20 protein-coding genes and 1 tRNA gene are annotated in these 26,231 nt (G+C 58.0%); 9 read left to right on the forward strand and 12 right to left on the reverse strand.

The window, feature by feature from the left end; genetic code table 11:
* Position 1: 1 nt before the first annotated feature.
* Complete coding sequence (locus NA78x_RS18135) at positions 2–1,405, forward strand: HD domain-containing protein (protein WP_425613784.1); 1,404 nt, start codon at positions 2–4, stop codon at positions 1,403–1,405.
* 6 nt (positions 1,406–1,411) lie between these two features.
* On the opposite strand, the gene NA78x_RS18140 is transcribed toward NA78x_RS18135, so the two are convergent.
* From NA78x_RS18140 to NA78x_RS18155, 4 genes are all read right to left on the reverse strand, one after another.
* Positions 1,412–3,175, reverse strand: coding sequence for an MBL fold metallo-hydrolase (locus NA78x_RS18140; protein WP_425613785.1), 1,764 nt, complete (start codon positions 3,173–3,175; stop codon positions 1,412–1,414).
* A 4-nt stretch (positions 3,176–3,179) separates the two neighbouring features.
* Positions 3,180–5,432, reverse strand: coding sequence for a hypothetical protein (locus tag NA78x_RS18145; protein ID WP_425613786.1), 2,253 nt, complete (start codon positions 5,430–5,432; stop codon positions 3,180–3,182).
* Between the two features lie 117 nt (positions 5,433–5,549).
* Positions 5,550–6,521, reverse strand: coding sequence for a M12 family metallopeptidase (locus NA78x_RS18150; RefSeq protein WP_425613787.1), 972 nt, complete (start codon positions 6,519–6,521; stop codon positions 5,550–5,552).
* 195 nt (positions 6,522–6,716) lie between these two features.
* The gene (locus NA78x_RS18155; RefSeq protein WP_425613788.1) at positions 6,717–7,352 is read right to left on the reverse strand and encodes a hypothetical protein; all 636 of its coding nucleotides are present in this window, start codon (positions 7,350–7,352) and stop codon (positions 6,717–6,719) included.
* Positions 7,353–7,608: 256 nt separating this feature from the next.
* Here NA78x_RS18155 and NA78x_RS18160 point away from each other — a divergent pair, with 256 nt between their 5' ends.
* The 3 genes from NA78x_RS18160 (at position 7,609) to NA78x_RS18170 (ending at position 9,632) form a co-directional block, all read left to right on the forward strand.
* Entirely contained in the window at positions 7,609–7,899 is a 291-nt protein-coding gene (locus NA78x_RS18160; protein ID WP_425613584.1) for a hypothetical protein, read from the forward strand.
* A complete protein-coding gene (locus NA78x_RS18165) occupies positions 7,887–8,819 on the forward strand; it encodes an ISAzo13 family transposase (protein ID WP_425613585.1) in 933 nt (310 codons plus the stop codon). The genes NA78x_RS18160 and NA78x_RS18165 overlap by 13 nt, the downstream gene beginning before the upstream one ends.
* A 294-nt stretch (positions 8,820–9,113) precedes the next feature.
* Positions 9,114–9,632, forward strand: coding sequence for a hypothetical protein (locus tag NA78x_RS18170; protein ID WP_425613789.1), 519 nt, complete (start codon positions 9,114–9,116; stop codon positions 9,630–9,632).
* 8 nt (positions 9,633–9,640) lie between these two features.
* Here the strand turns inward: NA78x_RS18170 and NA78x_RS18175 are convergent, their stop codons facing one another.
* Positions 9,641–10,234 carry a protoglobin family protein gene (locus NA78x_RS18175; RefSeq protein WP_425613790.1) on the reverse strand — a complete coding sequence of 198 codons (594 nt, stop codon included), beginning with the start codon at positions 10,232–10,234 and terminating at the stop codon, positions 9,641–9,643.
* Positions 10,235–10,372: 138 nt separating this feature from the next.
* On the opposite strand from NA78x_RS18175, the gene NA78x_RS18180 reads away from it, so the two are divergent.
* Entirely contained in the window at positions 10,373–10,834 is a 462-nt protein-coding gene (locus tag NA78x_RS18180) for an RrF2 family transcriptional regulator (protein WP_425613791.1), read from the forward strand.
* 366 nt (positions 10,835–11,200) lie between these two features.
* Here the strand turns inward: NA78x_RS18180 and NA78x_RS18185 are convergent, their stop codons facing one another.
* A complete protein-coding gene (locus NA78x_RS18185) occupies positions 11,201–12,742 on the reverse strand; it encodes a polysaccharide lyase (RefSeq protein ID WP_425613792.1) in 1,542 nt (513 codons plus the stop codon).
* Between the two features lie 12 nt (positions 12,743–12,754).
* On the opposite strand from NA78x_RS18185, the gene NA78x_RS18190 reads away from it, so the two are divergent.
* Positions 12,755–13,288: a GNAT family N-acetyltransferase gene (locus NA78x_RS18190; protein WP_425613793.1), complete on the forward strand. Its 534-nt coding sequence runs from the start codon at positions 12,755–12,757 to the stop codon at positions 13,286–13,288.
* A 10-nt stretch (positions 13,289–13,298) separates the two neighbouring features.
* Here the strand turns inward: NA78x_RS18190 and aroE are convergent, their stop codons facing one another.
* From aroE to NA78x_RS18210, 4 genes are read right to left on the reverse strand one after another with little or no spacing between them, the layout of a single operon-like run.
* The gene (aroE, locus tag NA78x_RS18195; RefSeq protein ID WP_425613794.1) at positions 13,299–14,147 is read right to left on the reverse strand and encodes a shikimate dehydrogenase; all 849 of its coding nucleotides are present in this window, start codon (positions 14,145–14,147) and stop codon (positions 13,299–13,301) included.
* A 48-nt stretch (positions 14,148–14,195) separates the two neighbouring features.
* Complete coding sequence (locus NA78x_RS18200) at positions 14,196–14,906, reverse strand: pyridoxine 5'-phosphate synthase (protein WP_425613795.1); 711 nt, start codon at positions 14,904–14,906, stop codon at positions 14,196–14,198.
* A 54-nt stretch (positions 14,907–14,960) separates the two neighbouring features.
* Positions 14,961–16,421: a DUF1501 domain-containing protein gene (locus NA78x_RS18205; RefSeq protein WP_425613796.1), complete on the reverse strand. Its 1,461-nt coding sequence runs from the start codon at positions 16,419–16,421 to the stop codon at positions 14,961–14,963.
* Between the two features lie 5 nt (positions 16,422–16,426).
* Complete coding sequence (locus tag NA78x_RS18210) at positions 16,427–19,609, reverse strand: PSD1 and planctomycete cytochrome C domain-containing protein (RefSeq protein ID WP_425613797.1); 3,183 nt, start codon at positions 19,607–19,609, stop codon at positions 16,427–16,429.
* A gap of 163 nt (positions 19,610–19,772) precedes the next feature.
* Between NA78x_RS18210 and NA78x_RS18215 the strand changes: the two genes are divergently transcribed.
* The gene (locus NA78x_RS18215; RefSeq protein WP_425613798.1) at positions 19,773–20,300 is read left to right on the forward strand and encodes a PH domain-containing protein; all 528 of its coding nucleotides are present in this window, start codon (positions 19,773–19,775) and stop codon (positions 20,298–20,300) included.
* A 192-nt stretch (positions 20,301–20,492) separates the two neighbouring features.
* Here NA78x_RS18215 and NA78x_RS18220 read toward each other — a convergent pair whose 3' ends face one another.
* The gene (locus NA78x_RS18220) at positions 20,493–21,524 is read right to left on the reverse strand and encodes a hypothetical protein (protein ID WP_425613799.1); all 1,032 of its coding nucleotides are present in this window, start codon (positions 21,522–21,524) and stop codon (positions 20,493–20,495) included.
* 144 nt (positions 21,525–21,668) lie between these two features.
* Here NA78x_RS18220 and NA78x_RS18225 point away from each other — a divergent pair, with 144 nt between their 5' ends.
* Positions 21,669–24,638, forward strand: a complete 2,970-nt coding sequence (locus tag NA78x_RS18225) for a DUF1553 domain-containing protein (RefSeq protein ID WP_425613800.1) — start codon at positions 21,669–21,671, stop codon at positions 24,636–24,638.
* A gap of 303 nt (positions 24,639–24,941) precedes the next feature.
* Positions 24,942–25,014, forward strand: a tRNA-Glu gene (locus tag NA78x_RS18230).
* Positions 25,015–25,412: 398 nt separating this feature from the next.
* On the opposite strand, the gene NA78x_RS18235 is transcribed toward NA78x_RS18230, so the two are convergent.
* Positions 25,413–25,910 carry a hypothetical protein gene (locus NA78x_RS18235; RefSeq protein ID WP_425613801.1) on the reverse strand — a complete coding sequence of 166 codons (498 nt, stop codon included), beginning with the start codon at positions 25,908–25,910 and terminating at the stop codon, positions 25,413–25,415.
* Positions 25,911–26,231: the final 321 nt, after the last annotated feature.

The raw sequence follows: 26,231 nt of genomic DNA on the forward strand, positions 1-26,231 counted from the left end.
CATGAGAAGCATCCAGCGCGAGAATTTGACCTACGATCCCATTCACGGCTACCTGCCGTTCGTTTCGGGAACCGATCTGCCACCGGGTGAAGTGGCCGAGCGGCAGATCATCGACCATCCTTGGCTGCAGCGGATGAGGCAAATTCACCAGTTGCAAACGGCTTGGTGGGTTTTTCCGGCCGCCGAGCATACGCGTTTCCCGCATGTGCTCGGTGCGATGCATCTGGGTAGCCGCGCCATCGAGCATATGTACGACAGCCTGAAGACGTCGTGTGCCGATACGCCGAGCCGCGGACTGGTCGAATGCACGCTGCGACTGGCGGGGCTGTTACACGACGTGGGGCATGGTCCGTTTGGACATTTTTTTGACGAGCATTTTCTCAAAGCACACGGGCTGACGCATGAATCTCTCGGCGCTGCGATTATCGAACGCGAACTGGGAGACCTGATTCGCGGTATTCGCCGCAATCCTCATTCAGAGCTGGCCGCGGACGAGCAGATCGATCCTGCGCACATTGCCTGGTTGATTCAACGTCCCAAGGCTCAGCACGATGGCATCGAACGACCCAAATGGCTGGTGTTCTTGCGCGGCCTGCTGAGCGGAATCTACACCATCGACAACATGGATTTCGTGCTGCGAGATGCAGCCCTCAGCGGCTATAGCAAGCAGGCGTTCGATCTTGATCGCTTGTTGCACTACACATTCTTCAGCGAGCGTGGTCTGACGATTCACGATCGGGGCAGCGATGCGCTGGTAAGGTTCGTCACCGTGCGCGCCGAGTTGTTTCGCAACATCTACTATCACCGCACGGTGCGGGCCATCGACTTCTCGCTCCGCGATCTGTTCAACGAAAGCAAGCAGTGGCTATTTCCCGGGAACCCGCTCGATTACCTCGATGATTACTTGTACTTCACCGAGTCGACTCTCTGGGCCGACGTGCAACGCTGGGCCAAGTCGCCGAATCCGCAACTGGCCGATTTGGGACTGCGCTGGCGAGCGCTGCTCGCCCGTAAGATCGAATGGCAGATGGTTTGCCAGCGGAGCCAAGTCTATGCTCCGAACGATGCCGAGCAAGCCAGCATCTTCAGCGATAGCGACCTGGTCGAACGTAAGCTCCGGCAATTGTTGCCGGCGGAAATTCAAGACATTCCGCTGCGAATTGATATCGCCCGCACGATCTTGCGGCCAAACACCAGCGGGCCAGTGCCCGGCCAGAACTTTCTTTATGATTCCGCGCGGCGCGTCGTGCGGCCGCTGGTTGCCGAGGAACTCTATCGCCGACTGCCCATCAGCCATCGACTCTGCCGCGTCTACGCAAAGTCGCAGGAATTTGCTCCGGTCATCACTGCCGCCCTCGATCAACTTGTTGGTGGCCCCAGCGGCGATGACGCGACGAATATGTGAGCGTAGTTAGGAAAAAATGATTTCGTAGAACAGGGGATCGTCGTCGCTGGAGAGGACCTGTTCCGAGCGTCGCCACTGCGCACCCGGCAAATCGGGCACAGGCTCGAATTCGATCGACTCGGGCGCGATATCCGGAGCAGCATCTTCGGGAAGTGGTCGCACATTCGGGACGGCATCGGATCGTAACACACGACGTTGCGCCCGTTCGCGCAACTGTTCATACAGTGGTTGATAAGGCATTTCCCACGGGCTGGGCATGGACTTTTCCGCCGCTTGTCGATCGACGGGGATCATAGCGATGATGTTCCGCATTATCTCCAAACCATAGGGAGTTCCCAGCGGGAATTCCTTCGTCGCTGTGTGCGGATCTCGCTTCAAAGTTGCATTCTGGCTGCCGTGATGTCCCACTTTGTAGAGGACGGTTCGTTCCAGTAGGTCGTCGATCGAGATCGTCGCGTTGCCCGCTGCGTCACGATATTTCTGATCTCGCCACGAGAGCCAATTGCCCGCTTGAGCATCACCGACAAAGAGCAGCACGCGATTTTCCCACTCGAACGCCAGCACCAGGCTCGTGTTGTTGGTATCGCTGTCCAAGTTGAGGGCCAAGTGCGCGGAGGCAGCCAGCCAATCGGAATCGATTCTTCGCCAACTGGCACGCGCCTCAAAGTAGCTTTGATCAAGCATTCGCCGTGTCGCAGCAGGCATCTTGTCAAACTGTTCATCTTCGGGAAAGTTAAACTCCAAATGTCGCCGGCGCGGGAAATCGAATGGATTGCGCAGATCGTCTGGATACTGATTGCGGCTGACGAGACCCTCGCCCAAGGCCGGGCTGAGGCCAAATGAAAGGCTCTGCGACGCACTCGAGAGATACGTTTCTTTGAATCGGTCGGAGCCTGTTTCTCCTCGCACGAGACTCGGCAGATCCTTCTTCAATTTGGCTTCGTCGTGCGGTGGCCCCAGAACATGCACGCGTACATTCTCGATGTCATTGACCTTTAGCAAATCTCCCGGGCGACAATACTTCACTTGCCTCGCCTGAGCCAGCAAAACTCCGATCGCCAGTTCATTCGACGTTGGCCGGTCTTGTTCAGCAGCACCGGCACCAAGCACTGCCTCGTCAGCCGGAATTGATCGGCGATTGGCTTGGAATCTACTTAAGTCCCGGGTTTGGCTCCGATTGCTTTGGCTCTCTACTTCGCGAATCAAGCGGTAGGCTGCTTCGCGGTCGATTCCGTCAGGCTCCTGTTCGAAGTCGGAGGCTGCCTGCAACTGGTGAGAGAGCGCTGTCAATTCCACTCCCAATCCTGAGGGTGCGGCTGCCGCAGTATGCGTGGCGGTTTCTGCGGCGCGCTCGACAATCTTTCGGGCAGTGGCGCGGCGCTCGCGCAGTTTGTCGGCCAGCTGATCGCCAGGTTGCTCTGTCCACGCCAGCCATAGCTGCTGAATGGTGAACGCGCGCCGCAGGAAAGGACTGTTCTTCTGCACAACTCCAGAAAGATGGTCGGCGTGTTCATGAGTGGCCACGACCACATCGAGTTCACCCCCGGTCACCTCAAAAATATTTGCCAGTACCGTCTGCAGCCTGTCTCGGCCGTCTGTTTGTCGCGCGTGGACCCCACAGTCAATGAGGACAAACTTTGATTTCTCACCGCCGAAGCAGAGCAGAAAGCAGTCTCCCAGCCCTTGCCGGTACATCCGAACGACAATCTTGCCGGGCGGAACGACCAACCGCCCTGCATCATCCAGGTAATTGCTCGAATCGTTGGGCATCACATTAAAATCCCGCGTGGTCGGTATCGTGCCGATGGACGAGAGCGAACGGCTCAGCGGAGTACTGCTGTCGTTGAGCGAAAGGCGTCAAAGCAAAACGATGGAGCGCCAGTTGGCGGTTGTGGACTAACTGCCCCCGGATGTACTCTCGTTGCCGTTCGAGTCGCGGCGAGGCTTGAGCCCGAATCACCTCGTCGCTTGGCAGAACTTTGCAAATGGCGTAGGAAACTCGTTTCGCATCGGGATCGATCAGCAGCGTACAGCCGCCGCGCATCTTGAACCGCAGCGGCGGGCCGTCGGCCTCTACGGGCAACTCATCGTCCCCTTCGGGTTGCAGCGAAACTGTTTTTCCTTGCGTCAGCATGACCAAAAGTTCAATGCGAGTCGTACCGTCGGCTCGTCTGCGCACGGTGGGTCGCACGGCATGTACTTCGAGGGGCGCATATCCGGGCGAATCTCGTTCGGCCAGCAACCCTTCGAGATCGAGCCCCAGTTGCTGCGACAAGCATTCTTTCACCCGGGCAGTATGTTCTGGGGAAACCGCAGACTCCAAACGCGCCTGGCTCATGATCCAAAACCAGAAGAACTGCGCGAACAGTCGCTCCGCCTGATGACGGGAACTGCGAGTGGTGGGCTCGCTCTGGTGGCGTTCGTTCGTTGGCAAACTGCCGATTTGCAGCATTTCCATTGCCAGTTGTTGCAGCTGTTCGTAACTCATCGAGCCTGGCTGAATATCCAGCAGACGCCAGTTTTTGAGATCAGCCAGTTGACTTGGCGAGTCGTAAATACTCGCCATCGCGCGCAAGACCGGCGCTGGCGGCAGAAACCGTTCCAGGACTTCATTCCAGCAAGAGCATTCCACGCGGTTCCAGCGGAGGCTGTCTTCGCCTAGGGCGCGCACATCGCGGGGGACAATGCCCCGGCGACGAAAGCCATCGATAAACGCCAGGCGATACCGGTGCGGATCTTCGGGGTGAAAGTCGAGATCGGCCGTAATCAAGGCGCGCAAAAAGTCGCCGAAGTTAACATCCACCGGTGGCAAGTAATCTAGGGTGCGAATGCAAATATCGAGCACCCGCTGCGCGGTGTTCGCTGCTGCTTCGGCCAGCCTCTGGGCCAGATCGGGGTGAATATCACCAGCCGGCAAGACACCCGTGCCGTTCGTCGCGATGCGATACAGGTCGCGCACGCGATGCTCGTAGATCGACAAGAACGCGTCGAAAACCGCGGCCACCAGAATGGCACCGCGCGCGTGCGGCTCCACCGTCCGTTTGATATCGGCCGGGTCGGGCGGGACCTGACGACCCTTTTCATCAACTCTGCCGATGGCGTTGCGCAGTGCCTGGCCACGACCGGTTGCCCGAGCAAACTGCGACGCCAGGTGAGCAAGCAGATTATCGAGCCGAAGATCGCCTCGGCTGCGTTTGATCTGGTCGAGCAACAGACCAGGCAACGTGAAGTGTTGAAAGATCGCGACGATATCGGCAAACGCCTCGTGAAAGGCCAGCATATCGCCGTTGCTCGGAGCAATCAGGCGGCGATGCATGCCATCGATGATGGCATGGGTCACCTCGTGCGCGACTATATCGTGCGATAGGCAAGTAAAAATGACAGCGCCGGGCAATTCATCGCGGGGATCGTTGGTCGTGGCATTAAAGTAGCCAAACAGCAGGGCCTTCTTTACTGGCGAGTAATAGGCATTCTCTTCACGCAAGGCGTGTGGATAGATTCGCAAGCGTTGCACGAAGCGCTGATCGCTCGGCAGATATCTTCCCTGCTCATCCTGAATTCGATCGGACCACAGAATCGCTCGCCCCAAGACTCGCTCGAAGTTGGCGATGGTGCGCATGGCAACCGCATACACCATTTGCTGATGGAACTGCGGATTGCCGATCGAAGGGGCGTGTCCATCGCGGGCCAGCAAGAGAGGGTCGTTGAGATCGACGGGGTCGTAGACACAGTTGCTAGAAGGATCGACGTCAATGACTTCGATATACTCGCCACAGGGACCTGGTAGAAGCTCAGGAACAGGCTGACCGAACGTACAAGAATCCTCGTGCTGCGGTTCGTCAGCATCGTCGCAGTAGCATGGCCGTCCCTCCCAGGGAATTTGAATCACAGCCCGACTGATGTGCGACGTTTCCAGATGTTCGTCAGCTGCGGGATCAAGCGCGAGAATCTGCAGTCGTCGATGAGCAGGTGGCAGCACCGGGTCGGAACGGGAGATTTTGCTCTTCAACTCGTTCTTACCAGACATGGGCCACTGCTCTTTGTTCGACTACGATTGCACATCTTCGCGAGAGTGCTCTCCGTACAGAAGCAGCCGACGCTAGAGTCGGCTGCGAAAAGATCTTCAGGTCCAACTGCCATGGGCCTAGACCGACACATCCGGATCGTCACCTTCCGGCCAATCTTCTTCACCCCAGTTGGCATCCGATGAACCCGTGGCACTCTGCGGAATTGCAGCACCCGACTTGGGATAGATCCGCCCCGCGAAGGCATAGTCCGTCGCGTTGATGTCGTTGCCGCCGCGGATGGGCTTGCCATCGACAGTAATACTCGCCGGCAATTGGTAACACATGATGGAATCCTGGTCGGTAGGAGTTCCCAAAATGGTCCGCCCATCCAGCGGCGTCAAAACCTGATTGATGACGGTTTGCTGATCCCAGCCGCTGGTCCGTGCGAAATAGGCGAAGGCTTTGTGCCGGTCGATGCGCCGCACCAGCGCTTCGCGCATATGCTCATGGGGAAAGCCAAGCGTATGCCCTGCTTCGTGACGAACGACCCGCTTGTACTCCGAATCCGAGGTGTTCATGGTGAACCCTTCGAGATTCATCGTCTGGCGATTGCGCGGAATGTGAAGGACGTCGGTGCCAAGGTACGAATAAAATCCACCACCGCCGCGCGAGATCCGAATTTGGCCGACGCCGCCTGTAAGGACAAACGAAATGCCACAGGTTTTTGACCAGGCGTTGAGATGGCTGAGAATCTTATTCTTCACGTCGTTGTTGGCCGCTTCCATGAAACTCACCGTCAGGCGGCGCGTTTCGGGCCCCCAGTACTTGGCGGTTACCACAGCGATTTTCAGCGGATCGTCGACGGCGAAAGTGGCACCAGCCGCAGCCATGGGACCGATCAACGGGGAGTTCAGCGGATTGATGCGAACCGCAGTCTCGGCTGCGGCGACCAGCAGACGAGTTGGCAAGAATTTGGGAGTGCAGGAGGGTGTCTCGTCGTCATGACCAAGATCGGGCGAATCTGCATCCTCTGTATCTGGCAGTTCTTCATTCAATAGGCGTTTGATTTTCGCCAACAGATCCCGCGCTTTTCGCTCGTTCTGACGCATCGTAGTAAGCCCCTAGCAGAAGTAGTAATACCCACAACGTCTAGCGGAGAATATAGGCAGTTGCTTGGCAGCGTTACAAGTATTTTCTTGTAAGCATTGCGCTTTGATCGAATGAAGATCGTGCGAGTGACAATTTATGTCACTGGCGTGGCATGAATACCACCACCAATCGGAACTCTACTCTCAGTCAAGCTGCTACTTAATCATCTTTTCGATGGTTGATTTTAGAGTGTTTGCCGCTGCCTCTGGTGTAATGCCTGGCTTGAGAATCCCTTCCAGCGACTTCTGGAATTCTGCCGAATTGAGAACCTGCTGCACCTCGGTGGGAGTCTTGCCTTTGACCAGAATGGAAAGCTCTTTCACTTCTTCATCCAACTTGTCGACGCGCACATCAACTTTCTTAATGTCGGCAGTCAGCTCTTTTTTCAAGGCGCGGAGTTCGGCTCGCACCTTGCTCATGTCGACCGCTGGTCCCACGTCCACATCCCCATCGCCAGCGTCTCCACCATCGGCAACTAAATTCTCCGCGAGCGTGCCGATCAGTTTCTTTAAGAGCGCTGCTTTATCGCCGGGAGCCATTTGAAAGCCCGGTGCATTGGCTGCTTGCGACTGCGCCTGAGCGGCTTGGATTTGTGCGCCGAGTGCCAGCAATTGATCGCCACTCAGTTGCATTTGAGCCGAGGAATCGAATGCTGCCCCTGGCACATAATAGCCGGGCATCACGGCTTGAGATTGAGCATGACGATGGCGGTGGTGCCAACCGGCCTGCACTGGTCCATAAATGCTCCCGATCAAAACCAATAATGCCACCGAGGTTGTTGCTAGTTTCATGGTTGTAGAGCCTTGTGAGGAGAGCGCAGCTTTTGGGGGCAGATGCCAGTCGCATTAGTCGAGAGCCTAAAACAGCACTGGTTGGTTTGCAATAGTCAGCATGGGAAAAGTGGGGTGAGATTGACGTTCATACGCTGCAAGTACGCTTTGCTGTTGTTCGCAATGGCTTAGGGCCAAACGCGAAATAACTTCCTTTGGTACTGTCGCATGATAATCTGAAGGGGGGGCATGGAGTCAGTCACAGGAGGGCTCAGCGATGAAGGTTTATCGGGCAACGGTCGAGCGGCAGATGGTGAAGGTGTATGGGGCGTTATCCGAGAAGGATCGGCGACGCTACGCGGCGGTCGAAGCGGTGAAACTCGGGCATGGCGGTGTGCAGTACATCGCCGATTTGTTTGGTTGCGATCCCGACACGATTCGCCACGGCGCGGAGGACATCGAGCAGCTGCCGGAGGACGAAGCTGCGGGACGCGTTCGCAAAAAAGGGGAGGCCGAAAGCCAGCTAGCGTTGCGCAACCGGAAATCATTCCTGCAGTGGAAGCCCTGATCGAGCGCGACACGGCCGGTTCGCCCGTCGACGAAAACATTCGCTGGACGAACCGCTCGGTTCCTGAATTGGCGGAGGAGTTGCAAGAGCAGGGCTTTGAGATTGGTCCCGATGCGTTGCGGCGAATCTTGTTCGACGAGCTTGGTCTTTCGCGGCGACAGGCGTACAAGGACGAAGCGGCGTGTGAGTTTGAACATCGCGACGAGCAGTTTCAATTCATTGCCAAGCTCCGCACGAAGTACGAGCGGAACGATTGGCCGGTGCTGAGCATCGACACGAAAAAGAAGGAAATTCTCGGCGATTTCTTTCATCCGGGCCGAGCGATCACCGATGGCCGCGTGGTCGTGCAAGATCACGACTTCGTAACTGCCGAGCAACGACTGGTGCCTTACGGCGTGTACGACACTCGCCGTAATGAAGCGTTCATGTACTTGGCCCGCGGCGCCGACACCAGCGAACTCGCTTGCGATGCGATCCGTCGGTGGTGGGAACGAATGGGTCGGGAACATTACTGGTACGCGCCGCGACTGTTGTTGCTGTGCGACTGCGGCGGCAGCAACGGGTGTCGCCAGCATCGCTTCAAGGAAACGCTATGCCACCTGGCCCATGATCTGCGCTGCGACGTGCAGGTGGCTCACTATCCGCCGGGCTGTTCGAAATACAATCCCATTGAGCATCGCCTCTTCTGTCACGTCTCGCGCGCGATCAAGGCCGTGGTGCTCAAGACCATTCAAGTTGCGCGGAACTTTATCGCACGCACTCACACGACGCACGGACTGCATGTCGTCGCGGAAGTTGCCCGCCGGATGTATCAGAAGGGAATCAAAGCCAGCCAAGCCTTCCTCGATCACAATCCCATTCGCTTCAATAGCTTCCTGCCCCAACTCAACTACACAGCGCCCGCCTTCAACCCCCTATGATCAAAAGCCGAAGTTATTTCGCGTTGGGTTCTTAAGCGGCCTGGGCTTGGGTGTTGTTAAGCCGTAGCGAAGTTGCGGCGCGTGCCGCGTGCGAAGAGTTTGCTGGACTTCCGGCTTTTGGCAATCTTGCCCAGGAAGCGATGACAGGAGCTGTCTTTGCAGTTCTAAGGCCCGTTTTACTGCAAGGGAAAGCGTGGCTCGTGTCGACTCTGATTATACCCCGCTGAGGGGTCTTACCCTTCAACAATCGGTTTTCTTCCGAGGTGCCGGATGTTCCGCTCCAAGACCACTCTGATGTCCGCAATGATTGCGGGAGCGTTAGGACTGACCGGTGCGACAGTCGCTCAGGCCGGCGGTGGTTGCGGCTGCGAAGCGCCGACGGTTGTGTGCGCACCCCGCTGCCACCACCATCACGGTCGCCACTATCCGCCCGCAGGCATTCTGGTGCAGTCGGCACCCGTGATGGCTGCCCCGATGATGATGGCAGCACCGCAGTTCTCGTTTGCTCCCGTGCAGCAAGCGCCGGTTGCTCAGTACGCCTTGGTACCCGTGCCGGCGAGTCAGATTCCGGCTCGGCAAGAGGCTCCCACCTGCCAGAGTGAAGAGAACCTGCGTGCGGTTCTGCGAGCCCTCGCCAATAACGCCAACGCGCAGGCCGCTCCAAATTCGCCCCAAGCCGCTTTGGCACCGCAGGCTGAGCAGGATCTCGATCGCTTGAAGGAGCGTGTGGGTGAGATCGAATCGACGATCGCGGAGATCCGCGATTTAATCGCGGATCAAAACAAAGCGATTCTCGAGCTGCGCAAAAAGTAGTAGTGCGATTAGGCCGCTGCGGTAGAAGTGCTGCCCTGATAATGTCGCGTGATCAGATCGTTCTGGACCCACAGCACCTTGTTGAAGGCTCGCAGGGCCTTCACTTCTGTCGCGCGATCTAGCCCCAAGCTGAGGACGGTGCTCAACACGGCGTCGGCGACAAAGCCCATCAGCACGTTCATTTGCACCAGCGGTACGTTTAAGTCTTTGGAACCCGCCTTGGGCGTGTGCATCTTCCCTACCATGTCGAGATAGCCGAGCATCTTGCTGTCGTAGGGGCGCGTGACCAGAGCTTCCAGGTAACGTCCCAGGTGCTGCTTTCGAAACGCGATCATGGGGTGATTCAGTTCGAGCGAGGCGACGTCCACGGGAACGTCCCCTTCGTAGCCAAACTGGCGGGGGACAAAGTGCCGCTTGGTGGCATCGTATGAGAACAGCTTGACATAGACCGCATCGACCAGGCCGGGCACCAAAGGTGCCAAGAGCGCCGCCGAAGCATGCAGCGTGGCAATATCTTCCGGTCCGAAGCCGATAAACTCTGTGGTGTAGCCAACTCGATAAGCCAGATCGTTTTCGAGACGGGATTCATCGATCCTTTGCATTGCGGAACCTCCGAGAGAGCGGCGGGGCGAAAACCGGCAGTGAAACTGGACACGTTAGTCCAGTTATCGTAAGATACGCTTTAGTAACTGGATGTCAATATCCACTTTTGCCAAATTTGCGCAGCGGGAGAACCGAACATGCTGTCTCAAACGGTCGAGTATGCCCTGCGGGCCGTCGTCCATCTGGCCAGCATGGCACCTGCTGCTCGCACGACCGACCAGATTTGCAAAGCGACGCTGGTTCCTCGCGCGTATCTTTCGAAAGTGCTGCAGAGCCTGGCCCGAGGTGGCATCGTGCAATCGACCCGTGGTCTCGGCGGCGGCGTATCGCTGCTGAAGACCCCCGACAAGCTAACGATTCTCGAAGTGGTGAACGCGGTCGAGCCTATTCAGCGAATCCGCACGTGTCCGCTGGGGCTACCAGGCCACGGCACGCATCTGTGTCCTTTGCACCGGCGAGTCGATAACGCGCTCGCCCTGATGGAGCAGGCCTTTGAGACCACCACGCTGGCGGAAGTATTGGCCGAGCCGTCGCGGAGCATTCCCCTGTGCCCGTTTCCGAATGAGAAGTTCACCGAGAAGTTGCAGAAGACCAAGTAGTCACGCTGGCCTGAGTATAAATTTCTGAAAACACGATAGCTACATGATTGACAACCGCTCACAACATTGCGACAATGTGTGGACGTTCTCTCACCGTTTGGTCGTTAGCTGAATCGCAGTACGCTGCGCGGTTGGCTCGTTATTCTGCCGACACGGAGAGAGGAATCGCTGCGTGCCGTGTCCAAGAGCTAGCCCGGTTGTTGGACAAAAAGGGCGAGTGCAAAAATTGCCCGCCAGATCGTAAGTGCTGTGCGGGCAGTCGCTTCAATCAGATTTCGAAAGTTGGTGCCTGTCCAAAAACCCCGGAGGTTGTTGGACGTTTGGGAGTGATGCGGAGTAGCAGTTTGAGGTAAAAGCGTCGCGTGTCTATTCGTTTTCTCGGTGGGCATGAACGTAGCGACTGAGGACGTCGAGATTCTTGATGAACGTTTCGCTGCGAATGATGCCGCCGGGTGGATCGACTTTTTTGCCAGTTGCGTCGCGGATGGTTCCCTTTTCGGTCCAAGCTCCGCGACCATCGATGCTTTTCATGGCAACTTGAACTGGCTCTGCCGCGGGAATGTCTGGCTTTTTGGCCGCAGTCTTGGCAGCCGTCTTGTTGGTGAAATCGAGCTTCAGTGCGGCCTGGTACTTCCGCTGAAGCGCCGGCAGGTTGGAACTGACGATGTAACCGTATCCATCGGCAATGCTTTTGTCGTCGTAGGTCCACACATGTCCTTTGCCGCCTGGGCCGCGTTCGAAGTAGATCGGTCGGCTGGTCCTCAGTTCGTAAAAGCGAGCTAACTTGCCGCCGGGCAATTCGGATTTCTGCAGATAGGCTAAGGCAGCTGGAATGGGTGCCAGATACTTTTTGTCTTGAGTCACTTCGTAGAGTGAAATGAGCGACAAGATGATCTTTTGGGTCTCACCACCGGTCGCCGCTGGCGGTTCAAAGGCGCGGCACCAGCAGGGACGCATCTGTTCGTCGTATTGCTGAGCCCACACGGCTTGAGGTTCGGGCAATTGAGCCAGGATCAAAAAGTCGCCCGCCTTCTTGGCGGCAGCGAGGTACTTTTCGTCTTGATAAATGTCGTAGGCCAGCAAGAGTGTCTCGATGCAGTTCGACATTTGATTGTCGTTCAGTACGTAACAACCCGTGAAATCCTTGGGCCATTTTTCCGATACCGTCGCGGGCAACTCTGCTTTCTTGATCGGAAAAACCTCGGCTGACGGGGAGCGATCGGGAAAGCGATCCCAGGAGGAAGACCAGCCACCACTTGGATACTGCGCACCGATCATGGCCCGCAGACTATAGAGGGCCGCATCGTGAATCTCCTCGTCCTGAAACTTCTTTTCGGCATCGACCCGCATCAGAAAGCGAGTGGCCGATTGCGTGACATCGTCGTCGTAGGTCGTGATGTTGCCTTTGTGGCGGCGACGTTTCCAATCGAGCCAGCCATTGGTGGATTGACGATCGGCCGCGGCGGTTGGATCGGGCAGTAGCTTTCCGGAAAGATCGCGGCGGTAAGCGATCGTTTTGCGAACTTCCGGCGCGAAGTGCACGCTGTAGTACCAGCCGCCGCTGTGCAACTGGCCGCGCGACAAGCTACGAGCGGCAGCATCGAGCGCTCGTTGGCAGGTCTCGTCGCCGGTGGCTTGATAGGCTCGCAGCAGAGCTTCGCCGACTGCTGGTGTGCCGGGCGGTTGTACCCAGATGGTATCGTTGTCGGGGATTCCCTCGGCTTCGCGCAGGGTGAGATCGGAACTGCTCAAATAAACATAGCCGCCATGCCGGGCGACTTGCTCGTGCGCGAACTTGACGGCCTTGAGGAGTGTCTGGCGAGCTTCGGCGGCGGTTGGGTCCGCCGCATGAACCGTGACGCAGGTCGCCAGCAACAATAGACCGGTGAATGCCAAGCGTAGCAGCATGGGAAGTACTCGATGAAAGAGACGACAGGAGAGATCGAGCGGCCCTACGATCATATCCGCGCGGAACAGCCTGAAGATAGCCTCGCCATCGACGAAGTCGTTCGAAAGGCCTTTGGCCAGGAGGATGAAGCGACGCTGGTGCGGGCGTTAAGGGAACTGGGGCTCAATCTGCTCTCGCTGGTGGCGATCTCGCAGGGAGGGATTGTGGGGCACCTGTTGTTTACGCGGCTGCCCATTGTGAGCGACGACCGAATCTGGAACGCAGTCGCCCTCGCGCCGCTGGCAGTTGTTCCAGCAAAACAGCGAATGGGTGTGGGAAGCGGTTTAATGCAAGTTGGCCTGCAGCAGTTGAAAGAACAGGGCGAGCGAATCGTGGTCGTGCTGGGGCATGAGCACTACTACACGAGGTTCGGCTTTACTGCCGCTGCGGCGGAACCTTTGTCCGGTCCGTTTCGTGGGCCGAGTTGGATGGCACTTGAGTTAGCGCCCGGGGCTTTGCAAGGGGTTGCAGGACAAGTGAAGTATGCCGCACCGTTTGGCTGCTGATGCCATAACGTCAGATGTTAAGGAATTCTTCGAGGGCTTCGCGCATCACGGCGGCGTCGGGATCGACACCGGTCCAAATCTTGAAGCCAATCACGGCTTGACTGACGATCATGCCCAGGCCGTCGAGCGTTTGGCAGCCACGCTGCTCGGCTTCGCGGATGAGCTTGGTGCGCGGCGGATTGAAAATCACATCGGCCACGACCAGTTCTTTGCGAAGCGTATTCACGTCCAAAGGCACATGAGCCTGAGCGTCTCCCAGACCGATGGAAGTGGCATTGATGACCACGTCGATCTCGGCGGGAACTTCGAAATCTCCCTTCCAATGAACCAGGCGACTATTCACCTTCACACGCTCGCTGAGCAATGTCACGAGGTCTTGTCCACGGCCAACCGTGCGATTGACGATGACAATTTCGGCAGCACCGCTCAGGCCCAGTTCGACCGCGATGGCGCGTGCCGCACCGCCACTACCAAGTATGGCGAAGCGTTTGCCGGAGGGATCGAGGATCGTACGCAGCGACTGGACAAAGCCTTTACCGTCTGTGTTTTCGCCGATGAGCTTAGCACCTTCGCGTTTGAGGCAATTGACCGCCCCCATCAGTTCGGCAGCCGGGCTCAGTTCGTCGAGCAGCGGAATGACGGCCACTTTGTGTGGAATCGTAAAGTTCGCGCCGCGAAAACCCATAGCCCGCAAACCGCGTACACCGTCGGTTAACTTGTCGGCGGACACTTCCAGCGTGAGATATCGCCAATCGAGACCAGCGGCGACGAACGCCTTCTCCATCATGTACTGCGTGGGATTGCCAGCAACGGGATGTCCCAAGCAACAGACGATTTCTTGCAACGCTTGATGAGGCACGGAAGCCGCTTTCGTTCGCAGGGTGAAAACCAACGGGTGCAGGCGCGGTTAGCGCATCAACTCTTTCATTTCGCGAACCGCGCGTTCGAAGCCCACCAGCACGGCACGTGATACGATGCTGTGGCCGATGTTCAGTTCGGCCATGTCTTGGATTCTCGCGACTGGACCAACATTTTGATAGTTCAATCCGTGGCCCGCATGCAATGTCATGCCCAGTTCACGAATTTGCTTTCCCGCGGCAATCAAATGCGCCAATTCGGCATCGCGGGCCTTGCCGGTGGTGAGCGCGTATTGCCCCGTATGCAATTCAATCGCCGCACAGCCCAGTTTGTGCCCGGCTTCGATCTGGCGGGGATCGGGATCCAAAAACAGACTGACCAAAATGCCTGCAGTGTGCAACGCATCGACCGTGCGCCGTACCGCATCCAGATTGCCGACGATATCGAGGCCACCTTCGGTCGTCACTTCTTCTCGCTTCTCGGGGACCACGGTCGCCTGATGTGGTTTGATTTGCGTCGCAATGCCCACGATCTCGGGCGCGACCGACAGTTCCAGATTCAGCTTCACCGTCACTGTCTCGCGCAGCACGCGAACATCGCGATCTTGAATATGCCGGCGATCCTCGCGCAAGTGAACCGTAATCACATCGGCCCCGGCGAGTTCAGCCAACACTGCAGCAGCTACAGGATCGGGTTCATAGGTTTTGCGAGCTTGCCGAATGGTCGCTACGTGGTCGATGTTCACCCCAAGATCAGGCATTCCGTCTCGATCTCCTTCAATGAGTTTGCTTTGACTGGCTTCAAACGGGAGGGACTAAGATAACAGTTGCTTTACCACGTGACCTTCGACATCGGTCAGGCGAAAGTCTCGCCCTTGAAAACGATAGGTCAGCCGGGTGTGGTCGATGCCGAGGCAATGCAAGATGGTCGCATTCAAGTCGTGCACATGCACGCCGTCGCGGACAATGTTGTAGCAGTAATCGTCCGTCTCGCCATGCGAGATGCCCGGCTTAATTCCGCCGCCGGCCAGCCACATCGAGAAACAGCGGCCGTGATGATCGCGCCCGTAGTTGGTCGCGGTGAGCGAACCCTGGCTGTAGACCGTGCGGCCAAACTCACCACCCCAAATCACCAGCGTATCATCTAGCAGGCCGCGATCTTTCAGGTCTTTGACGAGCGCGGCGCTCGGGCGATCAACGTCTTTGCATTGTCCGCGAATCTGTCCCGGCAACGAACTGTGCTGGTCCCAACCGCGATGCATTAGCTGAATGAAACGCACGCCCCGTTCAGCCATGCGGCGGGCGAGCAAGCAGTTGCGGGCGAAGCCACCATCGACGTTGGAGTCGTTCACTCCATAAAGTTCCAGCGTTTCTTTGCTCTCGCTGGCAATGTCCGTCAGTTCGGGAACCGACGACTGCATGCGGTAAGCCATCTCGTACTGGGCAATGCGAGTTTGAATCTCCGGATCGTTGATCGTCCCGGCTGCGAGGCGATTGAGCTCTCCCACACCATCGAGCATTTCACGACGAGCGGCCGCATCGACTCCGTTCGGATTGGATAAGTAGAGCACGGGGTCATCGCCGCTGCGGAAACGAACCCCCTGATGTTCCGAAGGTAGGAATCCCGGGCCCCACAGGCGAGAGAAGATTGGCTGGTCGGTCTTGTTGCCGCTACCTTGCGAAATCATCACCACGAAGGCGGGCAGGTTGTCGGTCTCGGCGCCCAGACCATAGCTAAGCCAGGCTCCCATGCTGGGACGCCCCGGTTGCTGCGAACCGGTTTGCAAGTAAGTGGTTGCCGGATCGTGATTGATCGCCTCGGTATGCATCGATTTGACAATTGCGATGTCATCGGCGACGCCACCGAGGTGCGGCAGCAGTTCGCTGAGCCAGGTGCCGCTTTTACCGTGCTGCTCAAACTTGAACAGTGAAGAGGCACAAGGAAATGACTTTTGGCCGGAGGTCATCCCGGTGATGCGTTGACCCATGCGCACCGAGGCGGGAAGCTCGGTCCCTTGATGCTTTTTCAGTTCGGGCTTGTAGTCGAACAAGTCGATGTGGCTGGGGCCGCCCGACATCATCAGGTACATCACTCGCTTCGCTTTAGGAACGAAGTGCAGCGCCTTCAGTTCACCGGGACGCGCACTCCCTTTCTGCGGAGCCGCCAGCAACTGCGGATTGAGCAAGGCTGCGAGTGCCGTGGCACCGATGCCCGCCGAAGCACCACTCAGGAATTGACGTCGGGCCAGCAGAAGATTCGCCGGTTGGTAATGCATGCGGATTAACCTTTGCTGAGCGCTTCGTCGGTGTTCAAGATCGTGCTGGCCACCATCGTCCAGGCGGCTAACTCAGGAGCGGAGAGCGATGCGTCGGCCGGATATTCGCCTACTTGCAGCAGTTTGCGGGCAGCATCGGCGTGCTGTTCGAAATGGACAAGCTGGCGGCCATAGAGGTTCTTGAGAACCTTCATTTCTTGCTCGCTGGGTGCGCGAGAGAGAACGGTCCGGAACAAGTACGCAAGTCTTTCGTCAATCGATGCTCCCCCTTGCTTCACCGCCCGTTCGGCAAAGAGACGAGCCGCTTCGACGTACGTGGGATCGTTCATCGACACGAGCGCTTGCAGCGGCGTATTCGTGCGCGATCGCTTCACGGTGCAAACTTCGCGATCCGGGGCATCAAAGGTCGCCAGGCTCGCAGGTGGGCAGGTCCGTTTCCAAAAGGTGTACATCGTCCGGCGATACAGATCGACACCGTGGCTCTGTGCGTACTTTTGAGCCGTCCATTTGTCGTTATCGGCACGAGACATCAGTTCTTCCCACAACCCAGCGGGCTGATAGGGCGAAACACTCGTGCCGCCGATGCGACGATCGAGCAAGCCACTGGCTTGCAGGGCCTGATCGCGAATGAACTCGGCCTGCAGACGAAACCGTGGGCCGCGAGAAACGAGACGGTTGTCGTGATCGCCAGTGCGTGAAGCGGCCGACGCAGCGGACGTTTGTCGATAGGTGGATGTCGTCACCAATTGTCGCACCAGGTGTTTGACATCCCAGTCGGTCGTGCGCGGCGAAGATGCACCGACAAAGTCGGTCGCCAGCCAATCAAGCAGTTCGGGATGGCTCGGCAGATCGCCTTGCGAACCGAAGTCATCGGCGGTTTTCACCAGGCCCGTGCCAAACAGCAGTTGCCAGTAGCGATTGACCGTCACGCGCGACATCAGCGGATGTGTTGGATCGACCAACCACTGGGCCAGTCCCAGCCGATTTTTCGGAGCCTGGGCAGGCAGCGGCGACAGGAACGATGGAACCGCAGCGGTCAATTGCTCGTTCTTGTCCGGCTTGTCGTAGGCACCACGCATGAGCAAATAGGTGGGCCGTGTTTCTGGTAATTCCTGCATCACCATCGTGGTAGGAATGGCTTGTTCCAGCTGCGTTTGAAGCTGCTTCAGTTGTTCGAGCTCGTTGCGAGCCGCGACTAGCACCTTCGAGACTTGATTACGGAAGTAGGTCGTCACTTCGCGTTGCTCGGCCGTGCTACGCGAGTCGCGGGGTTGCTTCAACAACTTCGCAACCTTCTCGGGTGGACCAGCGCCGGCAATGGGCTCGTCGGCATCGGTTACCGAGATTCTCACTCGTCCTATCTGATGCTGGGCGAACTGTGAATCGAAGGCGAGACTCAATTTGACGCGAGCTGCCTCCGAAGCAGCGATGGGCTCTTTCAATTCGAAGATGGCTGAGTGGTTCTTGCCGACCTCCGGATGAATTGCCCAGCCTGAAGCTGCATCGCCGTCGATGGCTTTGGTAATCGGAAAGGTCTCTTGCTCAAAGTCGGCAGCGGCCTTGTTAATCGGCGCAGCTGCAAAAGTATCGTTCTCAGCAGCAGCTTCGATGCGCACATTCGTCAGTACGAAGTTGCCATTGACCGACCGCCCCGGGCCTTTCCCCTTGAAGCTATCGTCCGCGAACGCTTCCACGCGAATCGCCGTCACCTTGGGAAGCGGCGCAAAGAAGTTGAACTCCAGTAACTCCGCAGCCGGATTTGCTTCGCTGAAGAGGAGCGAATGATCGTCCAGTTCTTTGATCGTGGCACCGCCGCGACTCTTCGCCGCTGGCTTTTGTACCACATGCCATTTCACTTCATTCTTAACGAGCGCGGCCTCCTCCCACTTCCGTTGTTCGGCATCAACTTCTGGCAGGTCTCCGGACATCTGCTGCTGAATCGCTTGCATCCGCTGACTGATACGGGCCAGTTCGTTCTGCTGAAAAGTGGTCGGTGTCTTCAGCAGTGGGGCCGCGTTCCCCTTCGAGCCATCGAGCCCGTTCTCTGGCACGCCGTTGAAGAACGCATAGAGCTGATAAAAGTCCTTTTGCGAAATGGGGTCGTACTTGTGATCGTGGCATTGCGAGCAGGCGACGGTCAGCCCCAAGTAAACAGTGCTGGTGGTATTCACGCGGTCGATGATGTACGCCGTCAGGTATTCTTGCGCGACGGCTCCACCTTCGAAATTGATCATGTGGTTGCGATTGAAGCCGCTGGCGATCTTTTGCCGCAGGTCGGTTGCTTCGTCACCGGTCGGTGGCAACAGGTCACCGGCCAATTGCTCGACCGTGTAGCGATCGTAAGGCAAGTTCTGGTTGAAGGCCTCAATCACGTACTCGCGCCAGCGTGTCATGTTGCGACCGCTGTCGATGTGATAGCCGTGCGTATCGGCAAAGCGGCTGGCATCCAGCCAATCGACGGCCAGGCGCTCGCCAAAGTAGGGCGAAGCGAGCAGGCGGTCGACATTTTGCTCGTAAGCATCCGGGCTGCGGTTGGCGATGAACCGATCGACTTCGTCGAGCGTCGGCGGCAGGCCGATCAGATCGAGCGAAACGCGGCGAATAAGCATCTCGCGCCCGGCAGCGGCAGAGGGAGCAAGCCCTGCCTGCTCCAGTTTGGCCAGAATGAAATGGTCAATCGGGTTCGCTGGCCAGGAACGATCCTTCACTGGCGGTAGCACGGGCTGGCGAGGCGGAACGAACGACCAGTGCTCCTGAAAATCGGCCCCAGCTGCGATCCACGCTTTCAGCAGGGCTTTCTCCTCCGCCGTCAGCTTCTTGTTGAGCGAGGCCGGGGGCATTTGCAGGTCGAGATCGTCGGAGTGGATCCGCTTGAGCAGTTCGCTGGATTCCGGCTTGCCGGGGACGATCGGGTGCTCGCCGGACTCTGCTGCCTTGATCGCCGATTCGCGCTGGTCGAGCCGAAAGCCCCCTTTGCGTTCCGCCGCATCGGGTCCGTGGCAGCGGTAACACTTGTCCGAGAGGATCGGCCGGATCTGGCGGTTGTAGTCAATAAGTACCGGTTTTCCCGGCGCGGGCGTCTCTTGAGCCGCAACCCAGTTGACCCAGCCCAGGCTCAAGAGCGTGACAGCCACGCCAAGGCCAACGTGCTGAGACCACAGCCGGCAAACTCGAGCAAACCAGTTCATGGGCGTATTACCGGCGGGAAGGTTGAGGGGCGGGCGTCAGCGATCAGCATAACTCAAATTGGCGGGGCAACCAATGTTCGCCCCGCTGGAACTTTTTTCCTCGTTCTGTTACTGTAACGCCTTGTCCATCCATTGCTTCCGGCCTCACCTCCGCTTGCTAACCATGACCACCACAGCCGTCCTTCCCGTTCCCCAGGCCATTGCCGGTGTTACTCCCGCGGAAACGCGCGAAACCACAGTCATGACGGTTTGGCCTTCGGTGGCCCGGTTTGGTGTGGGTCGTATGCTCGGCAGTGCCTACGACATCCGCATGCCGGATATCTACTTCTTCCGCCTCGGCCGGCTGATTGCCCTGATGGCAATCCCCGTTTCGCTGGTGCTGTTCTTCCTGCGTGTTGCTCCCGGCATCGGCACTCGCTACGCCCTGACCAACCGCCGCCTGATCGTGCAAAAGGGCTGGAAGATGGCCGAAGACAAAGCCATCGACCTCGATCGCTTCGACACGATCGATGTCGAAGTCCTCCCCGGCCAAAGCTGGTACGACGCGGGCGACCTTGTCTTCCGCAAAGGCAACGTCGAGACCTTCCGCCTGGATGCCGTCTCGCGCCCCGAAGCCTTCCGCTCGACCGTCATGAAGGCCCACCAAGCCTACGTCGGCGTGAAGCAAGCTCAAAAGCGCCAAGGTCGCTAATCGCGCCAACGACAGCCAGTCTGCGGAAGTCGATCGCTCTGTTCGGGGAAAGTTTGTTCACAACCCTCTGGGGTTTGTGAACACCAACGCGCGCCGCTGCCGAGAGTTATGGCACCTGCTGTTCACAAACTACCCCCGGTTTGTGAATGGCCCTCACTTAAGGGGGCGGGTGATCAGGCTCTACTGCAACCGCTACTTTGGCGGCTCGGGATCGACGAACAACTGCCCGATCTCTTGTGTCGCCTCCTGCTTGAACCGGCTGTCGCGCACCTTCACTCTCCCCTCGGCTGAGTCTTCGAGCGCTTCGCCACCCATCAGCCCGTGAAAGCCAAACCAGACCAGACGGTCACCTTTCGCGACCTTCTCGCCCGCAGGCTTGAGAACGAGCGCAGCCTTGCCTTGTGCGCGGGCCTTCACTTCGCGCAGGTGATCGTTGAACCACGTGGCATCGGTTTTCACCGCAGCGAGGGCCGCCGCTTCCACTTTCACATCGCCACGCTGGGCGGTCACTTGCCAGGGTAAATAGAGCCCACCGGGACGAGCCAGGTAGACGATCAGCTTTAAGGGTTCGCTGGCCGCGGTCTTCTCAACCACGGTTCCCTTAAACCAGCGCGAGCCACCGGCGAAGCGAACGGGCATTCCTGCCGGCACGGCCTCATCGTCGGCGAGCCCCTGCAGCGGTACAGCCTGGAGTTCGGCGTTGTTTGGGTCGGGCGGATCCTTCTGCTGCGCTGCTTTCAACTCCTGCGGCGAGCCGAACCAGAAGACATTCGAGACGCGCACCGGATCTTGCTTCTTCACAGCATTGGCGATCGTCATTTCGAGATAGACACGCGCGCCGCCGGGAACTTTGCCGCGATAGTCGATGAGCGAATCGGTGATGCCGTTAATCGTACCGCTTTGCTGGGGCGAGATCGCGATGCCGGGATTGGCCTGCACTGCGAACCGGCCACCACCGACCGGCAAGATGACCAGTTTGATCTCGCGCGCGAGCGTCCGAATCACTGCAGGGGTTCGCTCGTATTCGGCCTTGAGAATTTCCTGATCGACGTGATTGCGATTCACTTCGACTTTCTTGATCGTGAACGGAGTGCCCCCTTCAAAGACCGGCGGCAGGTTCTTCGTCAGCCAAGCATCGTCGGCCCCTTGCGCCGCCAGCGGAGTGACCTTCCAAGGTGCGATCAAGATCGTGAGTGACACCGAGAGGAACAGGCAACGAATCATGTGCATCCTCAGTAAGCGAGAGAGTGGGAGGAACGACCCGCACGCGTTCTGCATAATTTACCGAGTCCAATCGGCTTCGCAACTTGCGGATGCCTCGTGGTATCATCGTGCCATTAACCAATTATCTAATCGCTTAGGTTCACGATGAAGCTCTGGAATCAATTATCGATCTCGCTGCTGAAATGGATCGTTGCTCCCGCGATGTTGCTGGCTAGCGTGACCACGAGCCCGGCCGAAGAGGCGAAGCCAAACGAGGCTAACCCAGACGAGCAACTGGCCCGCTTCACGAACTCAGTTGGTCCTGTTCTGGCGGCGAAGTGCGTTTCGTGTCATCGCCCCGATAACAAAAAAGGTGGCTTCGACCTGACGACGCGCGCGGGGATGCTCAGCGGCGGTGATGCCGGCGCGGCGCTGGTTCCCGGCAAGCCCGCCGAGAGTCCGATCTATGTCCGTTCGATTCCTGCCGGTGGCCAACCGCCGGAGATGCCCGAGAAGGGCGAGCCCCTCATCGCCAAGGAAGCGGCCGCTCTGCAAGAGTGGATCGCTGCCGGCGCTCCTTGGCCGGACAAGCTGGTGCTGAAGGAAAAAGCCAAAGCCGACGGCACTTTCTGGTCGTTTCAGCCCATTGCCAAAGCTGCCCCGCCCGATGCCGCAGCTGCGCCCGCCGCCTGGAAGACGAATCCCATCGATCGCTTCGTTGTTCAAAAGCTGAGCGAGAACGGCCTGCAGCCCAACTCGCCCGCTGACCCGCGCACGTTCATTCGCCGCGCGATGTTCGACCTGCTCGGTCTGCCACCCACACCGGAGGAAGTGGCTGCGTTCGAAAAAGAATGCCGCGATGCCGCCGGCCCTTCAGCCGACTCATTGCCCGATCAGGCCGTCGCGCAGCTCATCGACCGGCTCCTTGCTCGTCCACAGTACGGCGAACGCTGGGGCCGACATTGGCTGGACGTGATTCGCTTCGGCGAGAGCCGCGGCTATGAGCGGAACGAAATCATCACCAACCTCTGGCCCTTTCGCGATTACATCATTCGCTCGTTCAACGACGACAAGCCGTTCGATCGTCTCATCGTGGAGCATCTGGCCGGCGATGTCATCGGCAAAGATCAGCCCGAGGTGGAGATTGGTTCAGCATTTTTGGTCGCTGGTCCCTATGACGACGTGGGGAATCAAGACGCGGTCGCTGCCGCTCAGATTCGTGCCGATCAAATGGACGAAATGATTCGCGCCACGTCCGAAGCCTTCCTGGGGCTGACCGTCGGTTGCGCTCGTTGCCACGATCACAAATTCGATCCCCTCACGGCCAAGGACTATTATTCGCTCTACGCCACCTTCGCTGGCACGGCGCATGGCCCGCGCGAAGTGGCTTCGGCCGCCGATCGTCAGGCACGACAGATGAAGCTCGAGCCTTTGCAACAGGAACGTGGCAAGCTGAACAAGGAGCGTGAAGCTCACCAAAAAGTGATTGCCGAACGCTTCAAACAAGTCGAAGCAGAAGCGGCCAAGACTTGGACCCGCGAGCGCGCTAGCCGTTATGGCACCGAAGAACGCTTCGAGCCGCTCGAGGCGAAACTGATCCGCCTGACCGTGGTTGGCAACGATGCGAAAGATGGCAAGGGTGGTCAGTTTCGCTTGGATGAGTTTGAAGTTTGGTCGGCCGAAGAAACCCCGCGCAATGTAGCCTTGGCAGCAACAGGCGCAACTGCCAGTGGCGGTCCAGCCCGGGATGCGAAAGACTTCGCCGGGGCCTATAGTGCCGAGCTAGTCAACGATGGCAAGTTCGGCGAGCGCTGGTTCGCGGCGGGCGATCCCCTGGTCATCACACTACCGAAGTCAGAACGCATCAGCCGAGTTGTGTTTTCGAGCGACCGCAACAAAGCATTGCCCGAAGATCATCCGCTCACCGTGTTCGTGGGGGACTATCGCCTCGAAACATCGCTCGACGGCAAAGAATGGAAGCAAGTCGCCAGCAGTGATGATCGCCAGCCCGCCAGCGAACCCCGCAAGCAGGCGCGACTGGCCAAAGGAGCAACCACACCGGAAGAAGCGAAGGTAACCGAGAGGCTCAATCGTGAGATTGCCTCCCTCGATGCCGAGATCGGCAAGATTCCCGCGCTGCCGGTCTGGTGGGTCGGTACGCACCGGGCCATCAACGAACCGCAGCATGTGTTCGTCGGTGGCAGCCCGCAGAAGAAGGGAGAGCCAGTCTCACCGGCGAGTCTCGAAGTGCTCGCGAAGTTGCCTTCTGCCTTTCAACTCACCACGCCGCCCGACGAAGGTGCCCGGCGACTGGCGCTCGCGAAATGGCTCACTGCGGCAGACAACCCACTCACTGCGCGCGTGCTCGCGAACCGCGTGTGGCAATATCACTTCGGCAGGGGGCTCGTCGATACGCCGAGTGACTTCGGCTATCTCGGCAGCCGGCCATCGCATCCAGAATTGCTCGATTGGTTGGCGATACAGTTGCAGTCTGGCGGCTGGCAACTCAAGCCGCTCCATCGCCTGCTCATGACCTCGCAAGCCTATCGTCAAAGTGGCGAGTTCCGCGAGAGCGCTGCCACGAAAGATGCCGAGAGTCGCCTGCTGTGGCGCTTTCCGCCGCGCCGCTTGAGCGCTGAAGAGATTCGCGACACGCTCTTGCAAGTCGCCGGCAAGCTCGACCTGACGATGGGCGGACCCGGCTTTCGCCTCTACGAATATCAGCAAGACAACGTGGCCACGTATGTACCACTCGATGTGCACGGCCCCGAGACCTATCGCCGCACCATCTATCACCACAACGCCCGCGCCTCGCGCGTCGACCTGCTCACCGACTTCGATTGCCCCGACCCAGCCTTCGCTGAATCTCGTCGCGCGAGCACCACCACTCCGCTCCAAGCCCTCACGCTGATGAACCACAGCTTTTCGCTGGAGATGACTCGCCTGCTCGCCGAGCGTTTGCAAAAAGAATCCGCCGCTCCGCAGCAACAGGTCACCCGCGCGTTCGAACTCACCTACTCTCGCCCACCCACGCCTCGCGAACTCGACGCCGCCACCAAGCTCGTCGAAACTCACGGGCTCCGCGCCTTCTGCCGCGCCCTGCTCAACTCCAACGAACTGCTGCACGTCAATTAGCGCCACAGTAAAACTGCCAGCTGCCGATCGCCGTAACTTCGCGTGCCAACTCCTTCCCGAAGGACCAAGTTGTTCAACTTCGGCACTCTCGATTGACCGCTGCCTGCAGCATCTCTCGCGAATGCCGCACTTTTGTGCTCAACCAGGCGGCCAAAGTTGGACACCCCCCTTTTGCGGTCACCAACGACTTACGTCGACTTTCCGGGCGACGTGTTGACAACGAGCCTGCGCATGACAACATTAGAGGGAGTCCTAGCTGGCAGCCTGAGGCCCCGCCTCGTTCCGCCCGCTTCTTCACTGCACGCCCCCATCGTCTAGTGGCCCAGGACCCCGGGTTCTCAGTCCGGTAACACGGGTTCGAATCCCGTTGGGGGTACTTTTGAAAAGAGCCACGCAAGCGATTGCCGTGGCTTTTTTTACGTCGATTCCGAACGTCGAACTTTGTCCGGGCATGGAACGCGAAGTGCATCCAAAGGTCAAGAGGTGTCCGGTTTGTCAGAGATTTGGACCGTTAGAACGCTTGGCTAACTCTCGTCTAAATAACTCAGATTAGCAAAGTCGTGCAAAGGCCTGTATCTCACGTTGGTGCCGAGATAAAATCCAAGAATTCGTCGCCGTGCTTTGATCCCCGTTTTTCATAGATGCCCTGCTGGCTCATCATCGTGTGATAGCTAAATTTGGCGAGCAACCCACGATTTTGCAGGTCAGCTATGCACTGTTCAATTAGTTCTGACTTTCCCTGCAATTCAGGCATAGCTTTTACTACCATCGCACCTAGCTACCAGCGATATGAAACTCTGGCGGGGTGATGCCTCGCTCACGGAACCATGCGAGCGGTTCGCTCAATAGGCGAAGCAGTCGTAAGTGCCACACTGACAGCGATTCGACGTAGTGAATGAACATGGTTCTTTCCCATTCATCAGGCGAATTTGGCAACGCAGTATTGAGTACCGCGTTTTTCAAAGCTTCGCGCTTTTCCTGTTGGCTTGTTCGCAATGCGGCTTGTGACGCCTGCAGAACGGTATCGATGAAATTGGGGTTATTTTGCAAGTCGTCAATAAACGACTCTTGCCTGTTGTGTATCCGCAGTATTTCTTCACCGATGCTCATTCGCCATTCATGCAGTCGCTTTTGAATCGGTGCTTCAATGATCCATGACAAAATCTCGCTTGCTGGACCACCAGCATAAGGAATTAGTGAAACGCCGAGTTTCATCACCTTATGGCCATGGTCCAATGCAGTTTCGGTAGGCGGCTCTAACTTTTGTGACATACGCTATTCCCTGCAGTTTATGCAACCATTCGACAACAACACGCACATCTGAACGCTGCGTAAGCAAAGTATGTACAACAGTACATTAGCAACTATTCGTTATGCAAAGTCAAGTCTTGAGATTTGCTCGAGAAGGGTTTCGTCGCTGACGTTCCTGGCTGTCTCCTCTCGCTTGTTCCACCAGGGGCTCGATCTAGCTTTCTTGCGCTGGCCCGCTGTTGCTTGCTCCTGCGCGCGGGGGCACTTAGAGTACACCTTGCTCTCTCCGCCAAAGATGCCGGCCCTGTTTCTGCCCCTGATCCTGCCCCGGCTGATCGACTG

The sequence above is a fragment of the Anatilimnocola aquadivae genome, assembly GCF_049819085.1.
GTDB lineage: Bacteria > Planctomycetota > Planctomycetia > Pirellulales > Pirellulaceae > Anatilimnocola.